The sequence below is a fragment of the Novosphingobium sp. EMRT-2 genome (genome assembly GCF_005145025.1).
Taxonomy (GTDB): domain Bacteria; phylum Pseudomonadota; class Alphaproteobacteria; order Sphingomonadales; family Sphingomonadaceae; genus Novosphingobium.
The window spans coordinates 937,917-957,803 of sequence record NZ_CP039695.1 but is presented as its reverse complement, the minus strand read 5'-3'; the positions used below and the strand labels follow the sequence as shown (position 1 = coordinate 957,803).

The window sequence follows — 19,887 nt, the reverse complement described above, 5'->3', positions numbered from 1 at the left end:
TTCCGATGCGAGCTCTACCAACTCCGCTTGTAATGATCGTCATTGTCGCGCCATTGGCCGGGACGCGGCTCGAGTTGGTGCTGTTGCGCATGAGCTGGCTGTAGACGGGCAGATACTGCTTGTTGGGCAGGTTCTCGATGCCCACCGTCACGCTGTCCTTGTCCGTCACGCGGTAGCTGCCGATCAGGTCGAAGACGGCATAGCTATTCACCTCGCGGCGGCCGAACCCGGTGACCCCGTTGAGGCGATAATCGCGGTCGCCCGAGACAAGGCCCTGCAGGCGGACGTTCAGCCGCTCAGTATACGGACCGGACAAACGTCGCGCGATCATCGATGCGCTTGCCTCGCTCGGAATCGACCGGGGCCGCGTTCACGTGCGTTTCTATTCCGACGATCATCCCGATCATCATACCCTCACTTGGCGCGATGAACCCATTGCCGTCAATCCGAGCCGCAAGCTGCGCAGGCTGGCCACAGAGCGGGGCTGGGCGATCCTGAACTGGCAAGGCTGAGGCCGGTTCGGTTCCGGCACCATCGATGCTCTCGAATCCGGTTGGGAAGTGATCGCTCATTGATGCCGAGCGCCGCGTCTTCTTTGCGTCGACCGGACTGCGGTGAGCTCCATCGGTGACGTCACACACCCATGGGCCGGGGCGGCCATGGGAGCAGCAACAGGATGAAACGGATCGGGCTGAGCGCGGCACTGGCGCTATCGGTTTTCGCAAGCGAAACGCCAGCTCTCGCGAATGATCGTAACGGCTGGAGTACGGCAAGCGACGTCGGTGCGATCGGTCTTGGCGCGATTGCGTTCGGCCTCCCGCTTGCCAAGGGCGATGAGACGGGCGCCTTGCAGGCTGGCGCCAGCCTCGGCGTCGGATATGGCATCGCCGAGGGCCTCAAGCATGTCACGCACGAGCAGCGGCCGGACGGCAGCGATTTCAAGAGCTTTCCCTCGGCCCATACATCCTTGTCATTTGCCGCTGCCGCGACGCTCAATCGGCGCTATGGGTGGCAGGTCGGGTTGCCCGCCACGTTGGTCGCGACCTTCGTTGGCATCTCGCGCGTCGAAGCGAAACGGCATCATTGGTACGACGCGGTTGCCGGCGCCGCGATCGGGGAAGCGAGCGGATTGTTGATCACCAAACCTTATTCGTCGAACGTGAGGCTGGTGCCATGGGGAGATTCCCATGGCGGCGGAGCGGTCGTGGCTGTCCGCTTCTGACTCGATGCCGCGGCGTTGCGATCTGTGGCGTATCGGCATTGTGCACGCTGGCGTGGCAACGCTCGCCGGTCACGGGCTGCCGGCCGATGTCGCGATCACCTGGCTCGATGTAGGAAGACCCTTCACCTTCGATGCGGATCCCTTCGGTTGGTGGCACGAGGATCGGCTTCATCTGTTCGTCGAGCATTATGACTATCGCTCCCGCCACGGTGTGATCGATTGCATTGTGCTGGACGCCGGTTTTCGGCAGCTCGAGCGTCGGCGCGTGCTCGAGGAGCCCTGGCATCTCTCCTATCCCGCGATCTTCGAGTCCGAAGGGTCGCTCTGGATGCTGCCGGAGGCCTATCGGTCGGGCAGGCTTACCCTCTATCGCTGCCGGGCCTTCCCGTTTGACTGGGAACCGGCTTGCACGCTGCCCCTCGGCCGCGAGGCGATCGACGCGACGCCGTTTCATCATGACGGGCGTTGGTGGCTGTTTTTCAGCTCATCGATCGACCGGCTGCACCGGATGGGAAGTCTGCACATCATGCATGCAGACCGGATTGAAGGGCCGTGGTCGTCTGTCCAGCCTGATCCCGTGCGCTTGGATTTGAGCGGTGCCAGGCCAGCGGGACGCCCGTTCCTGTTCGACGGCCGGCCGGTGCTGCCGGTCCAGGATTGCAGCCGGACCTACGGCGGCGCGATCCGGTTGCTCCATTTCGACCGTCTCGCACCGGCGGGCGTATCGATCGAACCCGGCGCGAAGATCGAGCCGTTCGTCCGCTGGAAACCCTTCCACGAGGGGCTGCATACGATCAACGACTGCGGGTCTGTCACGCTGATCGACGCGAAACGGATCGATCGGAGTGGGTGCGGCTGGTTGTTGGACGCAGGGCGGATGATCCGGAAGGCAGGAGCGCGGCGACCCGCTTGAAGACGGCCCGGCCGGTAGCCTCGAAAGCCTGGCGGCTGAGCTTCTGATGGACATGGCCGCGCGCGGCGGCGCCGATCGCGCCGAGTTTCTCTGGCAGGCGAAGATAGTGGGCCAGCGCGAATGAGAGGGCCTCCTCATCGTCGGGGGGCACGACCAGGCCTGTCTGTCCGTGCTGGATCGAATAGGGCATTTCGCCCACCGCGCTCCCGATGCAAGGCAAGCCTGCCTGCATAGCTTCATGGACCGCTATGCACAGGCCTTCGGAGCGAGAGGGCTGCACGTAGAGGTGGAGCGTCGCCAGAAATTGCCTGGGCTGCGCGGTGAAGCCCGCAAGCTTGACGATGCCGGCAAGGCCATGGTGGGCGATCAGGCTCTCCAGCCGGCCCCGCTCGTTGCCGTCGCCGGCGATATGCAGTTCGAACGGCGTTGCCGGATGGAAGGAAGAGCGGCGAAGCCGTGCCAGCGCGTTGAGGAGGATGTCGAAGCCCTTGACGGGGTGTAGGCGGCCGAGGCTGCCGATCCGTAGCACCTCCCCTGGCCGCCAGGGAAGGGCTTGGGGTGCATCGGGGTCAACCGCGAACAGCGGCCAGGTCATGAGGCGACCCTCCGGAACGGCTAACCGCTGCCGGGTGAGGGTGGCGACACATTCGGAATCGGCAAGCCACAAGCTTGAGGCGCGCTGCCTCATCCGAAGCAAGACGCGGTTCGCGGGCTTGAGATAGGCGGCGTGCTGCCAACTGACGGTAGGCACGCGGAGGCGTTCCGCTGCGATCTGGCCGAGCAATGTCGCGCGGGTCAGGGACGTCCAGACGATATCGGGCCGCCATGCCGCGAATTCCTGGTCGAGCCAGCGCAGCGCCCGCCTATGGTCTCTTTCTCCATCCTCGCGGATATCAACGTCCAGCCCGGCCGCGTGCATTGCCGGCAAGCCTCTGCGGTCGCGGCCGGTGAGCGCGAACACCTTGATTTCCGCCCCCTGCCGGCGAAGGACATCGCAGACCATCGGCACCGGGGCCGCGGCGCCGCCACCTTCGACCGAGTTGATCACATAGGCGATGCGCATCAGCCGGCGAGCCTTGTGATGCGAACCCCCTCGTGGCTCTCCCGAAAGACGAAGAGAAGCAGCAGAAGGGAACTGACTCCGGCTTGCAGCACGGCATGCCACCCCGCCGCGGGGAGGCCGAACCAGCCGAGCAAGAGGGGAAGCAGCGGGAGCAGTCCCAGGCTGGCGATCAAATTCGCGCCCACGGACATGGACGGCCGCCCCATCGCGATCAGGGCGGAACTTGCCGGTGGGCCTGCGAGCAGCAAGGCGCGAGCAACTGTCAGCCAGAGCATGATCGGTGCCGCATCGGCGAAGGCTTTCCCGCCGATCAGGATCGCGACCTCGCGCCCGAAGAAGGCCAGGACCAGAATGACCGGCACGGCGGCCGCCATCGCGATCAGGATGCAATGGAGGACGGCCCGGCGGAGACGGCGCCCGTCATCACCGGCGGCGACCAGACGTGCGAGTTCGGCATAAGCTGCCTGCCCGAGGATCTGCGCCGGTTGGGCGATGACGACGGTCGCACGCTGCGCGATGGCATAGAAGCCGACCGCTTCAGCTCCCAGCATCCAGCCGATGATCAGTGGCGAGATCCGGCCCGCGAGTTCGCCGAAAGTGATGTCGGCATTGGCGATCAGCATGAAGCGCCAGATCCCGGGATTATCGGTCGTGACGCCCCGCATCGGACCCAGGATGTGGGCTTCTTCGATATTTTGCCGTGCGACCCAAAGCGCGAACGCCCATAGCGACGCCCATTCGAGCAAGGCAGCGACCAGCCATGCGATCAGGAAACCGCTGAGGCCGGCATGCATCCACCATGCGAGGATCGCGCCGGCGAGCCGGACGGCGGGCGCGACGGCATTATGGAGGCCAAGGAGATCGAAGCGGCCCATGAGCTGGAGATAGCCCGCGGCAGTGGAGCGCACCGATCCCAACAGGGCGAAGCTGTAAGGCAGGGCGAGAGCCAGTGCCGTCGCCGACCATCCGAGCCGGGGTCCGAGTATCGGCGCAAGGCAGGCGGCAGCGGCGATGGCGGCGATGCCGCCCGCGATCTCGATCCCACCGACAAAGCGTAACAGCTTGATGAGGGCTGTCTTATCGTGGCGCGCGAGGGCAGCGGCGCCATAGCGGACGACGGCATGCCATCCCTGGAACTCGATGAGTCCGCCGACGGTGGTGACGAAGCCATGAACGAGTACGAGGACGCCATAATCGGTGGGGCCGAGCGCATGCGCGGCGATGATCATGTAGATCAGGCTGATGAGGCCCGCGGCCGCCTTGCCGGACAGAAGCTTTCCGAGATTTCCGTATATCCGCCGTACCAGGCCGCCCGGTACGTCTTCAACCATATGCCACGCTCTTCATCGGATCGGATGATGGACGGTCCAAGCCGGCGAGTTCGGCGATCGCGCGCGCGGCGCGATCCGAAGAACGCTCGTCGGTTAGATCGAAACTGTAGCGAAACAGCTTCTCCTGGATGGGTCGGAAATGCCCGGCGTGGTCGGCGCTTGCTTGAGCCAGCGCCTGACCGAGATCGGCGACGTTGCCGATGACGGGGCCAGCCGACCAATGGGCGAAATTGGGATCATTTTCCCAGGCGGTGCGATGCGCGTCCACAAAAACGCAGGGGCGCGGCTGGCGCAGGAACTCATAGACCTGGCTGCTGACGTCGCCGAGATAGATATCGGCCCGGTTGGTATAGGCCATGGTCGTCGAGGCCCTGCTGCCGAGGTCGATGTGGATGTTCGGCGCGCGCAGATACCGCTCCTCGATGCGGCGCGGGCGATCGATCCTGAGCTTGTCGATCGTCATGACGAAGGGGCGCTCATAGAGCATCACATGAGGCGCGAAGATGAGGTGATATTCCTCATGGTCGATGAACCAGTCGAGAATGGCGCGGCCCATCCTGTACCAGGATGAGAGGTGCGGCGAGACATGGGGGTTATAGAGAACGACCGGCTTTCCGTCGTTGAGGAGACCGTGCGTCGTCATGCCATCGTGGATGTCGAATTTGGGATAACCGACGATGCTGATCCTGCCGGGATCGACGCCGGCGTCGTCGATCAGGCGGTCCCGGATCTTCGGCCCGGAAACCAGGACATGATCGAATTTCGCGCTTTCGGGGTTGAAACCGATCGCCCGATCCCCGGCGCCGTGGCGCGTGTGAATGATCTTGAGATGGTCGAGGCCATATCGGTCCTTGAGGATCAGCGAGGTCTTTTCGGCCACGACCAGGATATCGAGGGACCGGAAGAAATCGAGATTGTCCCTGTAGATAAGAAGCTTGGTCGTGGGCACGATCGAACTGCCAGCGGCGGCGAGCCAGCGGCTCGTATGTCGCTGGAGTTCGAGCGGCTGAAGCGTGACGCGGCCACCGATCGCAGCGCCGCCAAGGCGGATGACTTCGGCCTGAAGACGCGCGCTGGTCGTTGCGAGGATGATCTCCGCCTTCGCCCCCAGGCGCGCCAGTGCGAGCGCGATGGGCAGGCTATGCGCGACCTGATGAACCTGATCATGGTTGAAGAGAAAGCCGATGCGCATCGTTGTGCGACGTCACGCCCGCGGTCCACCGCAGTCGCTCGCGGAAAAAATTCTTATGCTGTGCGGAAATGGGTCTGGAAACGTGCGATGCGGGCGGCGATCGGCCTCGCCAGGCGCGTGGCCAGCCATGTCTCCACGGAGCCTGGCCCATGCCGGCATTCGGCACGCCAGATCATGGCAATCGCCGATCCGTATCCGCCGACAAGGAAGCCGAAGCCGGCAATCGGGTGCGTCGCCGCCGCGGTTTCGACATAGGCGACCAGCCGAATATACCCAACGATTGCCAGGATGCCGGCGCCGATGCCGTAAGGGGATCGCCCGCGTACAGGCAGTGCGCCCAAAGCCAGTGCAAGAAACGGGAGCAAGAGGGCAATCGCCGCATAGGCGCATCGCGATGCGAAGGAGGCGAGCGCCTTCCGCGTTCCCATATCCGCTTCGCGCTCAAGACCGATGTGGCGCATCAGTTCGCGGTAGGCCAGTCTGTCGAATGCCGTATCCGGCCTATGTCCTGGATCGGGCTCCGTTCGCGCGAGACGAATTCGCAGCCGTCCGAAGCTCACAGCATCGAAATGATCGCTGCGCCGGGGCACGATGCTTTGTCCCTGCTCGAGCAAAAGGTAGATATCCCCGTTGCCATCAAGAGAAATAAAAGCGCTGCGCGCGGTGTAGACCGTTCCCCGCTGGGCGATAAAGATGTGTGCCAGCCTGCCAGTAGATCGTTCAAAGCCATCGGCGGTCATGACCGTTGTGTCGTCGAGCTGGATGATTTCGCCAAAATTCCCGCCGAAACCGTACAGGCCGCGGCGGACATCGGAAAACAGGCTGTCCAGTCGATATTCGGCCGCGGGCCGGAATTGAAAGTGAATGCCGAGTTCGATGGTCGCGCAGGCCATGCCCAGCAGGAATGGGATGAGGCAAAGGCGAACGGGCGTTATACCGGCCGCGGCGAATATCTGCCATTCACCGTGAAGCGAGAGCGTGCGAATGGCGAGAGCAATGGAGAGGAAAAGCGCGACGAGCAGACCGATCCCGAGATATTCCGGAAGCAGGTAGAAGGAGGATTTCGCGAGAAGGGTGAGCGGATCTCGTACATGCTGGAGCAGTTCCATGAGCCGCGCTAGATTCTCCAGAAGGAGAATCGCGACCGTGCAGACAAGCACGGCCACAAAGGGCCGCAGGATTCGGCGGAGGAGATAACGGTCGAGTAGCACCCGGCGTCAGTCGCGGTTGTGGCGCATTACCCACCAGAGGATCCGGACGATCAGTGGCCAACCTGGGCAGGCGCCATGCCATATCAGTCCGCACGGGTGGCGGACATCGGCACGGAGATCATCGGTTGCCGGTTCGGGAAGGTCTGCGCGCGCGATGGGCCGCGATTGATGGGCAGGTTTCGGATCGCTGCCGTTGGACGATGGCATGGCCCGTCGCAGTGTGAGATCTTCAGGCGGCATCGGCGAAGCGGTGCGAACCGCGCGCATAGATGTCGAACAATTGCCTGAAATGGTCGTCCATGCTCGTAACGTCACCGGCCGCCAGGCTGGCGAGCCGCCTATGACCGTGCGGATCGGAAGTCATGAACCTGCGGATGGCGTCCGCCAGTCCCAGCGGGGATCGGGCGGCGTAGATCTCCCCCTGGCCGGGAACGAACTGGTCGCTGGCGCCACCCTCGTCAGGCACGATGAGCGGCAGGCCGCTCGCTTTTGCCTCTGCCGCGACCATGCAGAAGGTCTCGGCCTCGCAGCCGTGGATCAATGCGTCCGCGCTTGCCAGGAGGGTCGCGATTTCCCGCCGATCCGCGATCGGCGCGGCCAGATGCACATGGGGATTGTTGGCCGCTGCGCGAACGACCGTTGCCTTCTGGCGGCCGTTGCCGAGCAGGACCAGGCCGACTGGATGGTCATAGCCCGCGGCGGTGACGGCTTCGATCACCATCGGCCAGCGCTTCTCGGCGGCAAGGCGGCCAAGGCCGATGAGAAGCGTTGCTGTTTCCGGCAGATCGCAGCGGGCGAGCAGGCGCGCCCGCAGGCTCTCGTCGCGCAGCGCGGGCGAGAAGAGGCCGGGCGTGACGCCCATTGGAATGGTCGCGAGCTTGCGAAGGCCGCCGGCGTATAACCTCGCGGAGAGACTGGCGCTGGCGCTCACCACCATGTCGAACTGATCGTCGAGCCGCCGCAGGTGGCGCCAGAACCAGTCGAAGCCCCGATCGATGCTGGCGCGCGAGGCCAGTCCTCCGAACCACCGGTACGCATAGGCGGACAGGGGGTCGGCGTGCATCACCAGCGATCGGCGGGCGGATCCCTGCCAGCGCGCGACCATGGCCGGGCTTGCCCAGGGCGACGACGCTTCCACGACATCGGGGGCGAGGCGATCGAGGAGCCTATGGAGGGTGCGTTCGTCGTCGAAATAGCGGTAACGGCGATCGAGGGGAAAGCGCGGGGCCGCGACGGTCATGATGCAGCCGCCCGCCGTCCGCTCGATCACGGCATCGTTCGCGCCCGGCGCAATGACGATCACTTCCTCCCGTTCCGCGCGGGCGGCCTTCAGCTTGTGCTCGACATAGGTTTTCACGCCGCCCCCTTGCGGGGCATAAAAGGCGCAGACATCGACGATGCGCATAGGATGCTATCTTTCCAGGGGGCCGAAGGAGATCAGGCCCTTGCGATAATTCATCACGATCCGAACGCGTGTCGGTCCTTCTCCGACCAGCACGCTTGCTGCGGCGGCTTTGGGTTTCGACATGCCGAGCCTCGGATTGCCGCCGAACCCGATCCCGTCGATCGAGAGAGAGAATTTGCGGTCGGCGTTGCGGTCATGTAGCAGGCTGAGCGAATAGCGGCCCGCCGCCGGCGCGCGAATGCACAGTTCGACCGGACCAGAACTCGGCACATTGACCTCTACGCGCCGGAAGGTCTTTCCCGCATTGATGAGGATATTGTCGTCCTGGAGGAAATCATCGTCGTTCGCGGGGTAGAGTTCGAGCTTCAGCCGCCCGCGCCGATCCTTGAGGCCGGCCACGTCGACCAGCAGCGAAGGACCTGTTTCGTGCGGACGGCATTGCCCTTCCGCCTTGCCGAGATCGGGCGTGGAGGGCAGCGCCGCGCCAAGCAGGAGCATGAGGGCGGCGGAGATCATCCGGCCCGTTCCCCATGGGCGAGAGCCGACAAGGCGAGAAGCGCGCCAACGACCAGGTGTGCGGCCAGGATCAGCGTTGCCATCAAGGTCATTGCCGCGACGATCTGCTGATCTGAGCCCACGAGGAAAACGGCAAGGCCCACGAAGACGACGTCCTTGTTGGGCATGAACGGGAGACGGGACAGAAGCTGGCGCGCGGTTGACAGGATCAGCCACCAGCTCAACGCGACCGATGGCAGCAGCAAATGCCACATCACGGCCGCGAGGAATGCGGAAAGAATAATCCGAACCGTATGGGCGCCCGCCACGAACCAGAGCTCGCGCCGGGGAAGCGTGAAGAGACGCTTGCGCAGGAAGAGGGCTGCGCCCGACGATATCAGAATGAAGAGCGCCGAGGCGATAAAAGCGGTGTTGTCGATGCCGAGGTGAAGCGACCCCAGAAAGGGCGCCGACACCAGCACCATCAGCAAGGTGAACAGGTTTCCGGTAAGCGCGCTCAGGATCGTCACATCCTTGATCGCACCGAACGGGGCCGCCGAGACCTGGGCGTTTCGGCGCGCCCAGCTGTAGAAATAGACTTCACCCAGATAGCCGAGAAGGATTTCATTGCTGACGAGCTTGCGGACAAGAGCAGAAAAACCGCTCGCCGGCAGCGCCCATAAGCGCCGAAAGATCACCCATTCGCAGGCTGGGCTAATCAGGTAGCCGGCCGCGAACACGGTCCAGAACAGGGGACTGGACGGCAGCAGGTCCGCCACGCTGCGATAGTCGAACTGTCGCAGCTGCCAGGCGACGGCGACGAGAATCAGGAAAGAGATGAGCGGGCCTGCCCATCGCGTCCAGTTCTTGCCGCTTTCGACGAGCGGAGCCGGATCGATGAAGTGGCCAATCCTCGTTACGGTGTCGATATTCTCCACGGATGTTTGAGCAGTGGTTCCAACGGCAACGTAACGAGTCATGAAATGCGCTCTCCGGGTTGGTTGCTCTGACGGCGCGGGACTGTTCGCACCTCAGCCGGAAGAGGCGGGATTTCATGAGCGCTCGCGTTTGCTTCGATGCGCGACATGACCCGGAGATAGGTTTCGGCCGCATGTTCGAGCGTGAAGCGCTGGGCCTGAGCGAGGCTGAGGCTTGCGTCCTGCGAAGCGGGTTGCGCGCGCGCGATGGCATCCGCAAGCAATCGGTCGTCGCCCACCGGAACCAGCTCGCCCAGCGCGCCGTGGCGGAGCAGCGTGGCCATGCTTCGGCTGCAGTCGGTGGCGATGATCGAGAGGCCGGCGGCCAGCCCTTCGAGAATGACTGCCGGCACTCCTTCAAAGTTCGAGGACAGAAGCAGAATGTCGAATTTGGGCAGGATCAGCGCCGGTTCCGGCACATAGCCCAGGAACGTCACCTGATCCGCGAGACCAAGGCGGCGGGCGAGGATTTCCAGCTTCGGCCGCTCGGGGCCATCGCCGATAATCGTCAGCGTATCGCTGCGTCGTGCCCCGCGTCCAAAGGCCCTTAACATCAGCGCGATGTTCTTTTGCGGTGCGAGCCGGCCGATCGAAACGAAGCGTCGGCCCGCGTAGATATCCTGAATTGTCCTTCGGTTCGTCCGCAATTTCTCGATCAATGGCCTGGACAGAGCGGGGTCCGGGATGATCGTGATCCGGTTTGCCGGCACACCGAGACCTTCGCCGATCTCGTCGGCCATCGGCGCTTCCATGCCGATGAGATGGTCGAGATAGCGGCCCTGAACCTTGAGCCACAGGCGATAGGGGAAGCGGCGCCACGACGGTTTGTCGTTGCGATCGAGGTCATTGCTGATCTTGGCCAGCACGGGAGGGCAGTTGCGGCCGAGCAGAAGCTTCAGGGCGACGGCGACCACCGCGTAGGTATTGCCGGCGCAGAACAGGACGTCGGGGCGCAGCTTCCGCACGGCTTTGGGAAGCGTCCAGATCATCCAGAGCGTTTCCATCTTTGCGGCGAGCCAACCCGCGCCGGGCGGAGAAATGAATTCGAGGCCGGCGCCCACGTCATGGAGCATCTCGCCGCCGGTCCGGCCGAGAAACAGGGGCGCATCGACGCCGAGAGCGCGCCATTGCCGCACCAGCCTTAGCGCGATGCGCTCGACGCCGCCTGGCTCGAAACTGTGCAGAAACGTCAGGACGCGCATAGGGTGTTGAGTTGCACTGAGAAGTGACCCGGGAGGGTTATAAGTTTTCACTGAGAATTGACCCATGTTTTCCTCGCCCCTGGCTGACAGTCAGGAGGCATCGGAGTGATCGACATGGACCTACTCAGTGTGATCCGCCGCTGGCATTTTCGGCAAGGCATCCCCATTCGCGAGATCCGGCGGCGGACTGGATTATCGCGCAACACGATCCGCAAATATCTGCGCGATGACGCGGTGGAGCCGACGTTCAAGGTTCCCAAACGGCCGAGCAAGCTTGATCAGTTTGCAGAAAAACTGACGACGTGGCTGCGGGTGGAATCTGGCAAGTCGCGCAAACAGAAGCGAACAGCCAAGCAGCTACATGCAGATCTGGTTAAGCTGGGCTACGAGGGATCATACAGCCGTGTTGCCGCTGCGTGGCGACAACTACGATGGCCGGTTGAGCGGCAACTATGATGGCCGGTAGGATCGGTTGTCTGGGCTGATCGTAGGGAGGGGCGTAGCCCCGACCGGAGAGCGGACCAGACAACCGGTGGCGATCTTTTTCCCCTTCTTTCGGGGGGGCTGATCGGGGCTGTGGCGGGCGGTGGTATCGGAACACTCATCGAACAACGAGCGATGGGTTTGCGATGCCGGGCCACCACATTTCCGATCAGCAGGTATTTCTCTTCATGACCCATCGTCGCCAACACACCCAGGCCGTCGCGGCTGCCAAGGCCGGTATCAGCGAGCGCAGCGCACGCCGGATCGAGAACGATCCGCAGCTTCCGTCCCAGAAGAAGAAGGAGCGCCACTGGCGCACCCGCGCCGATCCGCTCGAGCCATTCTGGCCACGCGTCGAGGAGTTGCTCCAGATCGACGGTATCATTGCCGTCACGGTCTTCGAGACGCTCCAGGACGAGTTCGGCGAGGATGCTGTTCCCGATGCGATACGACGAACACTTGAACGCCGGATCGCCCGCTGGCGGGCACTGCACGGCGGCGAGAAGGAGATCTTCTTCCCGCAGCATCATGAGCCCGGTCGGCAGGGCCTGTCGGATTTCACGGTATGCGACAGTCTCAAGGTCACCGTTGCCGGCGAGACCCTGGCCTATCGCCTTTACCACTTCCGCTTGGCGGCGAGTGGCTGGGAGCATGCGGCTGTCGTGCTGGGCGGGGAGAGCTTTGCCGCCCTTTCGGAGCACCTGCAGGATGCCTTGTGGAAGCTGGGCGGCGCGCCGGCCGAACACCGCAGCGATTCCCTGTCAGCCGCCTACAAAAACCTCGACGCCGATGCGCAGCGGGATTTTACCCGAAGCTATGACGAGCTGTGCCGTCATTACGGCATGCTCGCTACCCGCAACAACCGCGGCGAGGCGCACGAGAACGGATCGATCGAAGGTCCCCATGCCCATCTCAAGCGACGGCTCGATCAGGCCTTACGCCGGCGGGGAAGCCGCGATTTCGTCAGCATCGAGGCCTGGCGCGAGTTCGTTGAGGCGCAGGTCGCCAGACAGAACCGGCGGCATGCTGCGCACATCGATGCAGAACGCAGGGTACTCAAGGCGCTGCCCGCAAGGCGAACCACCGATTTCGCCATGGTCACCGTCGATGTCACCCGCAACGGCACCGTCGCCATCGATCGGGTTACCTATTCGGTGCCTTCCCGCCTCGTCGGACGGCGCCTCAACGCGCATCTCTTTGACGATCGCATTGAGCTCTTCCTCGGTCCGGACAGGGTAATGTCCACGCCGCGTGTGCGGATCAGCCATCCCCACCGGGGGCACAGCATCGATTTCCGGCACATGATCGGTAACCTGCGCCGCAAGCCTGGTGCGCTGCGCAACCTCGTCTACCGCGAAGCCCTGTTCCCCGATCACGCCTACCGGCGGGCCTGGCAAGCCTTCGATGCCCAACTCGATGGACGGCAGGCCTGCCGCGATGCCGTCGCGCTGCTCGATATCGCCGCCAGGGGCGACTGTGTCGACGTGCTGGCCCGGCGGATCGATGAGGCACTCGACAGAGGGCGCTTGCCCGATGTCGATGCGCTCAGGGACGAGTTCCTGCCAACCGCAAGATCGCAGCGCGATGTCACTATCCCGCCTCCCGATCTGCACAGCTACAACAGCTTGATCGCCAGCGGGGAGGTGTACTGATGACCCGCACCAAGGACCAGGCCGCCGCCGTGCTGCCTACCCTGCTCAAGGCCTTGCGCCTGCCGAGTATCAACCGCAACTGGAAGCGCCTCACCGACACCGCCGATCGCGATGGCTGGCCGGCCGCCAACCTGCTGGCCTCGCTTCTCGAGATCGAGATGGCCGATCGCTCCTCCCGGCGCATCCAGCGCCATCGCGACCAGTCCGGCTTGCCCGCAGGCAAGACCTTCGCCACCTTCGATTTCGACGCAGCCCCCGGCATCCGCAAACCGCACCTCTTGTCCCTCGCCGCCGGTGACGACTGGATCGAGAGCGGCGGCAACCTGCTGCTGTTCGGCCAGAGCGGGACCGGCAAGACGCACGCAGTTGCTGCCATTGGTCATGCCCTCATCGACACGGGGCGGCGCGTCCTGTTCTGCTCCACCACCGACATGGTCCAGAAGCTCCAGTCCGCGCGCCGCGACCTCAGCCTACCCGCCATGCTCGACAAGCTCGACAAGTTCGATCTCATCGTGCTCGACGATCTGTCCTACGTCCGCAAGGACCAGGTCGAGACCAGCGCCTTGTTCGAGCTCATCGCCCACCGCTACGAACGCCACTCGCTCGCCATTACCGCCAACCAGCCATTTTCGGCATGGGACAACGTCTTCCCTGATCCCGCTATGACTGTCGCCGCGATCGACCGCCTCGTGCACCACTCGATCATCATCGAGATGAACGGCGAAAGCTACCGCAAACGTTCCGCCGTCGCCCGTATCAACGCCGGCGATTACGACCCGCCGAATGGCGCCCCGGACCGGCCATCATAATTGTCGCTGGCTTCGCGCTCGGGAGCACCCTTGCTGAGGCAACGGGTAATTGTCGCCAGCGGCAATTACATGCCAACCATCCCATGCGCTTCAGACCCTCGCTTCCGGCCAGCGTCAGCGACAATTACCCAGCGTCGTAATTGTCGCTCGACGGTTGCTCCCCGCAACAGCAAATGGTAGCCAGAATTCACCAACCGGCGCGGCCACCTATCGGCCATCATAATTGACGCCGACCGGACTCCGTAATCGTCGCGCTACATGCCGCCTTCGCCCGCTCGTGGAAGACCGAACGCCAATATGAAAAGCAAACCAGTGGGCGCGGCACATTCGTACCGCTGATCTTCCAGCCCGGTGAGGCCTTTCAGTTCGATTGGAGTGAAGATTACGCCCTTCTGAATGGCCGGCCTACCAAGCTGCAGGTGGCCCATACCAAGCTCTCCCACAGTCGGGCGTTCATCACGCGAGCCTATCTGCTGCAAACGCACGAGATGTTGTTCGACGCACTGACGCAGGCCTTCCGGGTGCTGGGCGGCGTGCCTCAGCGTGGAATATTCGACAATATGAAGACGGCTGTAGACCGGATCGGCCAGGGCAAAGTCCGACAGGTCAATGCGCGGTTCGCTGCCATGGCCAGCCACTACCTGTTCGAAACGGATTTTTGCAATCCGGCCTCAGGCTGGGAGAAAGGTCAGGTCGAGAAAAACGTTCAGGATGCGCGTCGACGGTTATGGCAGCCAATGCCCAACTTCCCAGATCTTGATGCCCTCAATGCCTGGTTGGAAGAGCGGTGCATCGCACAATGGGGAGAAATCCAGCATGGCGTCCTCCCCGGCACAGTTGCCGATGTGCACGCCGTTGAGATTATCAGCCTGATGCCGATGGGGCGGGCCTTCGATGGCTTTGTCGAACATACCAAGCGCGTGTCGCCGACCTGCCTGATCGCGTTCGAGCGCAATCGCTATAGCGTTCCTGCATCCTTTGCGAACCGGCCAGTGAGCCTGCGGGTCTATCCTGATCGGTTGGTCATCGCGGCCGAGGGGCAAATCTTGTGCGAGCACAACCGGATTATCGACCGTTCTCACCAGAAGCCGGGGCAGACGATCTATGACTGGCGGCACTATCTGGCAGTTGTTCAGCGCAAGCCTGGCGCTTTGCGCAATGGGGCGCCATTCCTCGAAATGCCCGAAGCCTTCCGGCAACTGCAGGGGCATCTGCTCAAGCGGCTCGGTGGTGACAGGGAGATGGTCGAAATCCTCGCCCTTGTTCTACAGCATAACGAACAGGCTGTGCTCAGCGCCGTCGAACTGGCCCTCGAAGCTGGGGTGCCGACCAAAACCCACATCCTCAATGTTCTGCACCGCCTGATCGATGGCAAGGCTCCACCGGCATCCCCAATCGATGCCCCGCAGGCCCTGCGCCTCGCCCAGGAGCCTGTTGCCGATGTCGAACGCTACGACACGCTGAGGGCGTTACGCCATGCGTCATGATCCGGCCAGCGCCGCTGTGGTTGTCATGCTACGTGGCCTCAAAATGTATGGCATGGCGCAAGCCGCTGGTGATCTGATCGAGCAGGGCGCGCCAGCCTTTGATGCTGCCGTTCCGATCCTCTCACAGCTTCTCAAGGCGGAGATGTCCGAGCGGGAGGTCAGGTCCATTGCTTACCAGATCAAGGCAGCCCGGTTCCCGGCCTACAAGGATCTGGCAGGCTTCGACTTTGCCGTCAGTGAGGTCAACGAGGCGCTCGTGCGTCAACTTCACCGTGGTGACTTTATGGATAGCGCCGACAACGTCGTACTGATCGGCGGACCAGGCACCGGCAAAAGCCACATCGCGACGGCTTTGGGCGTCCAGGCGGTTGAGCATCACCGCAAAAAGATCCGCTTCTTCTCCACCGTCGATCTGGTCAATGCGTTGGAGCAGGAAAAGGCCGCAAACAGAGCGGGCCAGTTGGCCGAGCGTCTGTTGCGCCTCGACCTCGTCATCCTTGATGAGCTGGGATATCTACCCTTCAGCCCTTCAGGCGGGGCCATGCTGTTCCATCTGCTCAGCAAACTCTATGAGCGGACCAGCGTTGTTATCACCACCAACCTGAGCTTCAGCGAGTGGTCCAGTATCTTTGGCGATGCCAAAATGACCACCGCCCTGCTGGATCGCCTCACGCATCATTGCCATATCCTTGAAACCGGCAATGACAGCTTCCGCTTCAGAGCCAGTTCCGCCGCCCCAAAATCCAGAAAGGACAAATCACCCGCTTGACCCTGCTCGTCGCAGGCAGCACATCATCCACGCCCACCCGGGTCACTTCTCAATGAAAATCCCGGGTCACTTCTCAGTGCAACTCAACAGGCCACCAGCGCGGAGGTATCGGCGATCACTTTGGCAGCCCGTTCTCATCATAGAGTTCGTCACCGTGCTCGGCATAGGGCTTGACGACCAGGCGGGCAGCGCGGCCGGCGATGCTCAGAAGCTCGGCGACACTGGCGCGTTCGCGCTGGCGCTCGATCCTGGACAACCGGTCGCGAAGTGCCTCGACCACGACGCGCGTCATCGGTTCGCCAGTTTCCTGTGCGATTGCCTGCGCCAAGCGATGAGCTTCGGGGTCCTTGATGTTGAGCGTCGCACCCATAGGTTCTACCTATCCATCCAGTCTTCCTCCATTCTGCCATATTGGGGCGGCATGTTCCAGAATAATCTCAGACAATCTGACGCTATCTACCGGTCCGTCGAAGCTGACCACGCCGACCTTTCGGCGTTCAATCCAGGCGGCTTTGATGGTAAGAGGAAACCGAAAGGATTTACGGTGGAACCGCCCATCGATGATCAGGGCAATGTGACCGGACCAGCGGCGCCGAAGCTGTCGGCGTGGCTCTGGTCGCCTTGGTATGCCAAGCTCTGGTGGACCGCGATCCCTGTCTGGTGGTTGGGGATGGCGGCATCTTCACGGCTTAATGCCCTGGAGATTTTTTATCGCGGAGCACTCGCGGGCTATCTGAATATCCTGTTTTTCCCGATGACGGCGCTCATGGTTCTGGGTGTTGGCTATGTCCGGGAGCGTCTGGACGGATTCGCAGGACCCGGCGATGGAACGCGGCTGTCAGATGAAGAAGCTTTGGCTGTGACAACACGTGTCTGGGAAGAGCATGATCGGGCGATGGAAGACCTTGCGGCCACGACAGACATGTTCGACCCTCGGTCAGGGGTACTCTGGATCGGCAACCCTTTGAACCCACTCAACCCAGGCTACATCGACCCCCATAAGCGCCACCAGCTCATCGGTGTCGGCGATCACGGAATCGACGACGCCCTGGCGTACTCCCCATTCGAGCATGCGATAGACGGGAAGCGTCCGGACATTGGCCACGAACTGCCGCTCGTCCGCCGACAGGGCGGCGCGCGTCCGGATCTTGACGGCGATCGACTGCATCCGCTCGCGGGCGAGCACAAGCGCACCGCGCCCACTGCCGTCCTGCGAACAGTCGGCACCCGTCGGCGGAATATTCAGAGAGCGGCGCTGGACCTGACCAGTCAGGAAGTCCTGCGCGCTTTCGGTATCCTGTGCCGGGCACTGCGGAATGGCGGTGAACAGCGGCACACGGTCACCATCGTCCCACCGCATATAGACGTCTCCGACCCTGGCACGCATCACGCTCGCCCAGTCGCCCGCGCCGACCCGCGATGCGGCATGGGAAAGCAGCGAGCCGGTGCGGAAAATGTCAGTTACCTCCGCCGGGCAGTTGGCGAGCGCGTCCTTCAGGTCTTCGGTCGGATTGTTGTTGTTGGCCTCGATCCTCTCGCGGCTCTGCTGGTAGCTCTTGGCGAAGCCTTGCTTGACCGAACGATAGCCTGTCATCTCTTCGATGATGCCGCTCATGTTATCGTCGCCCTTGGCAATCTGGACCATGCGGTTGGCGAGGCGGCAGTCGTTGACCTGGATCGAATTGAGGAAGTTGGTCGCCGCCTCCATCTTCGAGATGATGTTCCCCATCTTTTCGTCCAACGTCTCGAGCAGATACTGGAACGCGACCGCCGGCGCCGCCTGGAGGATGCTCTCCAGCTTCTGAACCAGATAGTCGGGGTCGAGGAACGACATGCCGCCCAGGAACATGTCGATGCCACCGCAGCCGGCCCGCACTTTCGGCAGGCTCACCGACATGAGATAGTCATTGTGGACGTCCACCCGGCCGGACATGCCACCAGCGGTCACATAACCGCGGGTCTGATCCTCGAAGCTGCCCGGCGAGGTGTAGGTGACATTGTCGAACCAGCTCTCCGCCCAACTCTGCGCATGGGCGGGCGCGGCAGAGATAACTGTTGCCAGGGCGAGGATAATCAGCGCCTGGACGGCGGCGCGACGGCAAGCGAACATGGCGGACTCCGAACGATGTGGGATGAAGGAGGAAGGACCAAGCCCGCCATCGCTCAGCGCCTTCCCGGGCGGGTCGCCGGCAGCCCCACGATGCCGGTGAACTTGGACATGGCCCGGACGCCGACATTGGGACGCACACCCGTCAACATCTTCGCGGCCAGATAAAGGTTTCGGGCCAGATTGGGCGCATGGTCCGTGCCGATCGCCACCGGCACAATGCGCGCATCGTCGGCGACAGGGCGCACCCAGGCAACCGGATGCCCGACCCATGGCAGTCCGAGGCGTCCCGAACGGATCATCGCCTCCTGGCTGCCGATCGTGTGGATCTGCCAGCCATAGCGCGCGCCGAGCGCTGTCAGCTTGGTCCACAGGTCTCCGCAGGGGACGCAGCCGGGGCTTGTCGTCATCTCGATGACGAAGGCGGCCCCATGTCCGCGAAGCGTCGTGGTGAAGTCGTCGGGAAAGTCACGCGTGACGGGTACGCGCGAGAGCCACGCCTGCATGGTCTTCGCATCGCTGACCGGGTGGATCGCGGCTCGCATCGCGTCTTCCCGGCTGACGGTCTGCGCGGATGCCGAACCCATGCCGATGACGAGCCCCGGAATGCCGAGGAGGATGAGCCCGCGCATCACTGCCTCGGCTCGTGGGAGATTTCGACGAGATCGCCACCGAGTGCTCTCGGATCAGTCGCCGAAACCGGGCCGTTGCCCAGCGCGTCGAAGAACCCTGCGTCCTCACCCGGACCAGTCATGAACTGCTCGGGCCGGATGTCGCCACGCAACAGGCGGACCGCTTGATAGGCCATCTGCGCAAGGTTGGGATAAGCCTCGACGCCCGAGGCTATGATCATGCGCTGCTGACTTCCTCGACGAATGACCATCGTCGTCGGTGTGATCTGGACGCCGAACCGCTCCGCGAGCTCCGGTCGCCTGTCGATATCCATGAGCGTGACCTGCCAGCCCATCTCTTCCTGAAAGCGCTGGATGATGGGCCACTGCACACGACAATAGCCGCAGGTCGAACGCGAGAACATCACAAGAGCGAACTCGCCGGCATGGGCGCGCAGATAGGCACGCCGGATGCCATCCTTCTCGGCGGTCAGCTCCGAGCGGGCGTCGCCGACCATCGGGTTCGCGGACTTCGAGTTGAGTTCGGGATATTGCAGCATTGCGATCTGGGTGACGCCGGCGAAGGCCCGTGCCTTGCGCCGCGCGAAATCCTGAAGCCTCCAGAAATCCGCGACAGCATCGACCGTCAGCACCGTCGCTGCATAGTCTCGCTGCTCCTCGATGAGCTTGCGGATCTTCGGCGGGGTCCAGGTCGCCAGTTCCGCCATGGGCGGTATAACGGGCTTCACCAACGCGTCCGGCTCGGCCTTGTCTTCGGCTTTTGGCTTTGGCGCTTCATACCACCAATAGCCTTGCCTGGATGGAATGGCGGTCGGAGCCCCTTGCGCACTGACCGATGGCGGAAACGCGAAAAGCGTTGCGAGGCAGAGGACAGTAAGCCGACGCCGCGGCCGGCCGGTTTGTATTGACAATGTCGTGGCAAATCGCCAGATGTTTG

The 19,887-nt window shown here is 63.1% G+C and carries 17 protein-coding genes and 3 pseudogenes; 8 read left to right on the top strand and 12 right to left on the bottom strand.

Features of this window, described 5'->3' with window-relative positions:
• Positions 1-374 precede the first annotated feature (374 nt).
• The 3 genes from FA702_RS22715 (at position 375) to FA702_RS04790 (ending at position 2,135) form a co-directional block, all read left to right on the top strand.
• Positions 375-512, top strand: coding sequence for a hypothetical protein (locus tag FA702_RS22715; protein ID WP_168195997.1), 138 nt, complete (start codon positions 375-377; stop codon positions 510-512).
• Positions 513-676: 164 nt separating this feature from the next.
• Positions 677-1,222 (top strand): phosphatase PAP2 family protein, encoded by a 546-nt coding sequence (locus tag FA702_RS04795; protein WP_136955243.1) that lies wholly within the window; start codon positions 677-679, stop codon positions 1,220-1,222.
• Positions 1,188-2,135: a formyl transferase gene (locus FA702_RS04790; protein ID WP_136955242.1), complete on the top strand. Its 948-nt coding sequence runs from the start codon at positions 1,188-1,190 to the stop codon at positions 2,133-2,135. The genes FA702_RS04795 and FA702_RS04790 overlap by 35 nt, the downstream gene beginning before the upstream one ends.
• Here the strand turns inward: FA702_RS04790 and FA702_RS04785 are convergent.
• The 8 genes from FA702_RS04785 to FA702_RS04750 all read right to left on the bottom strand — a co-directional run bounded on the left by FA702_RS04785 (position 2,035) and on the right by FA702_RS04750 (position 11,077).
• Positions 2,035-3,198, bottom strand: a complete 1,164-nt coding sequence (locus tag FA702_RS04785; RefSeq protein WP_136955241.1) for a glycosyltransferase — start codon at positions 3,196-3,198, stop codon at positions 2,035-2,037. The genes FA702_RS04790 and FA702_RS04785 overlap by 101 nt on opposite strands.
• A complete protein-coding gene (locus FA702_RS04780; RefSeq protein ID WP_136955240.1) occupies positions 3,198-4,529 on the bottom strand; it encodes a lipopolysaccharide biosynthesis protein in 1,332 nt (443 codons plus the stop codon). The genes FA702_RS04785 and FA702_RS04780 overlap by 1 nt, the downstream gene beginning before the upstream one ends.
• On the bottom strand, positions 4,522-5,721 hold the full coding sequence (locus FA702_RS04775) for a hypothetical protein (RefSeq protein WP_136955239.1): 1,200 nt from the start codon (positions 5,719-5,721) through the stop codon (positions 4,522-4,524). The genes FA702_RS04780 and FA702_RS04775 overlap by 8 nt, the downstream gene beginning before the upstream one ends.
• A gap of 53 nt (positions 5,722-5,774) precedes the next feature.
• A complete protein-coding gene (locus tag FA702_RS04770) occupies positions 5,775-6,881 on the bottom strand; it encodes an LptF/LptG family permease (protein ID WP_255504792.1) in 1,107 nt (368 codons plus the stop codon).
• A 280-nt stretch (positions 6,882-7,161) separates the two neighbouring features.
• Positions 7,162-8,337 carry a glycosyltransferase gene (locus tag FA702_RS04765; protein ID WP_136955237.1) on the bottom strand — a complete coding sequence of 392 codons (1,176 nt, stop codon included), beginning with the start codon at positions 8,335-8,337 and terminating at the stop codon, positions 7,162-7,164.
• Positions 8,338-8,343: 6 nt separating this feature from the next.
• Entirely contained in the window at positions 8,344-8,853 is a 510-nt protein-coding gene (locus FA702_RS04760; protein ID WP_136955236.1) for a DUF2141 domain-containing protein, read from the bottom strand.
• Positions 8,850-9,812, bottom strand: coding sequence for a hypothetical protein (locus FA702_RS04755; protein ID WP_255504713.1), 963 nt, complete (start codon positions 9,810-9,812; stop codon positions 8,850-8,852). The genes FA702_RS04760 and FA702_RS04755 overlap by 4 nt, the downstream gene beginning before the upstream one ends.
• Entirely contained in the window at positions 9,809-11,077 is a 1,269-nt protein-coding gene (locus tag FA702_RS04750) for a glycosyltransferase (RefSeq protein ID WP_136955235.1), read from the bottom strand. The genes FA702_RS04755 and FA702_RS04750 overlap by 4 nt, the downstream gene beginning before the upstream one ends.
• A 48-nt stretch (positions 11,078-11,125) precedes the next feature.
• On the opposite strand from FA702_RS04750, the pseudogene FA702_RS04745 reads away from it, so the two are divergent.
• The 5 genes and pseudogenes from FA702_RS04745 to istB (FA702_RS04725) all read left to right on the top strand — a co-directional run.
• Positions 11,126-11,461 (top strand): annotated as a pseudogene (locus tag FA702_RS04745) (IS21 family transposase); the annotation flags it as partial.
• Between the two features lie 221 nt (positions 11,462-11,682).
• Complete coding sequence (gene istA, locus FA702_RS04740) at positions 11,683-13,146, top strand: IS21 family transposase (protein ID WP_162832905.1); 1,464 nt, start codon at positions 11,683-11,685, stop codon at positions 13,144-13,146.
• Positions 13,146-13,955, top strand: a complete 810-nt coding sequence (istB, locus tag FA702_RS04735) for an IS21-like element helper ATPase IstB (RefSeq protein ID WP_009823666.1) — start codon at positions 13,146-13,148, stop codon at positions 13,953-13,955. The genes istA (FA702_RS04740) and istB (FA702_RS04735) overlap by 1 nt, the downstream gene beginning before the upstream one ends.
• A 260-nt stretch (positions 13,956-14,215) precedes the next feature.
• Positions 14,216-15,442, top strand: a pseudogene (gene istA, locus FA702_RS04730) (IS21-like element ISRsp3 family transposase); the annotation flags it as partial.
• A complete protein-coding gene (istB, locus tag FA702_RS04725; protein WP_006955904.1) occupies positions 15,432-16,211 on the top strand; it encodes an IS21-like element ISRsp3 family helper ATPase IstB in 780 nt (259 codons plus the stop codon). The pseudogene istA (FA702_RS04730) and the gene istB (FA702_RS04725), both read left to right, overlap by 11 nt.
• Positions 16,212-16,326: 115 nt before the next feature.
• On the opposite strand, the gene FA702_RS04720 is transcribed toward istB (FA702_RS04725), so the two are convergent.
• The 4 genes and pseudogenes from FA702_RS04720 to FA702_RS04700 form a co-directional block, all read right to left on the bottom strand.
• Entirely contained in the window at positions 16,327-16,581 is a 255-nt protein-coding gene (locus tag FA702_RS04720; RefSeq protein ID WP_086486171.1) for a type II toxin-antitoxin system VapB family antitoxin, read from the bottom strand.
• A 630-nt stretch (positions 16,582-17,211) separates the two neighbouring features.
• Positions 17,212-18,321 (bottom strand): annotated as a pseudogene (locus FA702_RS04710) (conjugal transfer protein TraH); the annotation flags it as partial.
• Between the two features lie 53 nt (positions 18,322-18,374).
• Positions 18,375-18,950, bottom strand: a complete 576-nt coding sequence (locus FA702_RS04705) for a hypothetical protein (RefSeq protein ID WP_086486174.1) — start codon at positions 18,948-18,950, stop codon at positions 18,375-18,377.
• On the bottom strand, positions 18,950-19,855 hold the full coding sequence (locus FA702_RS04700; RefSeq protein ID WP_136957264.1) for a conjugal transfer protein TraF: 906 nt from the start codon (positions 19,853-19,855) through the stop codon (positions 18,950-18,952). The genes FA702_RS04705 and FA702_RS04700 overlap by 1 nt, the downstream gene beginning before the upstream one ends.
• Positions 19,856-19,887 lie beyond the last annotated feature (32 nt).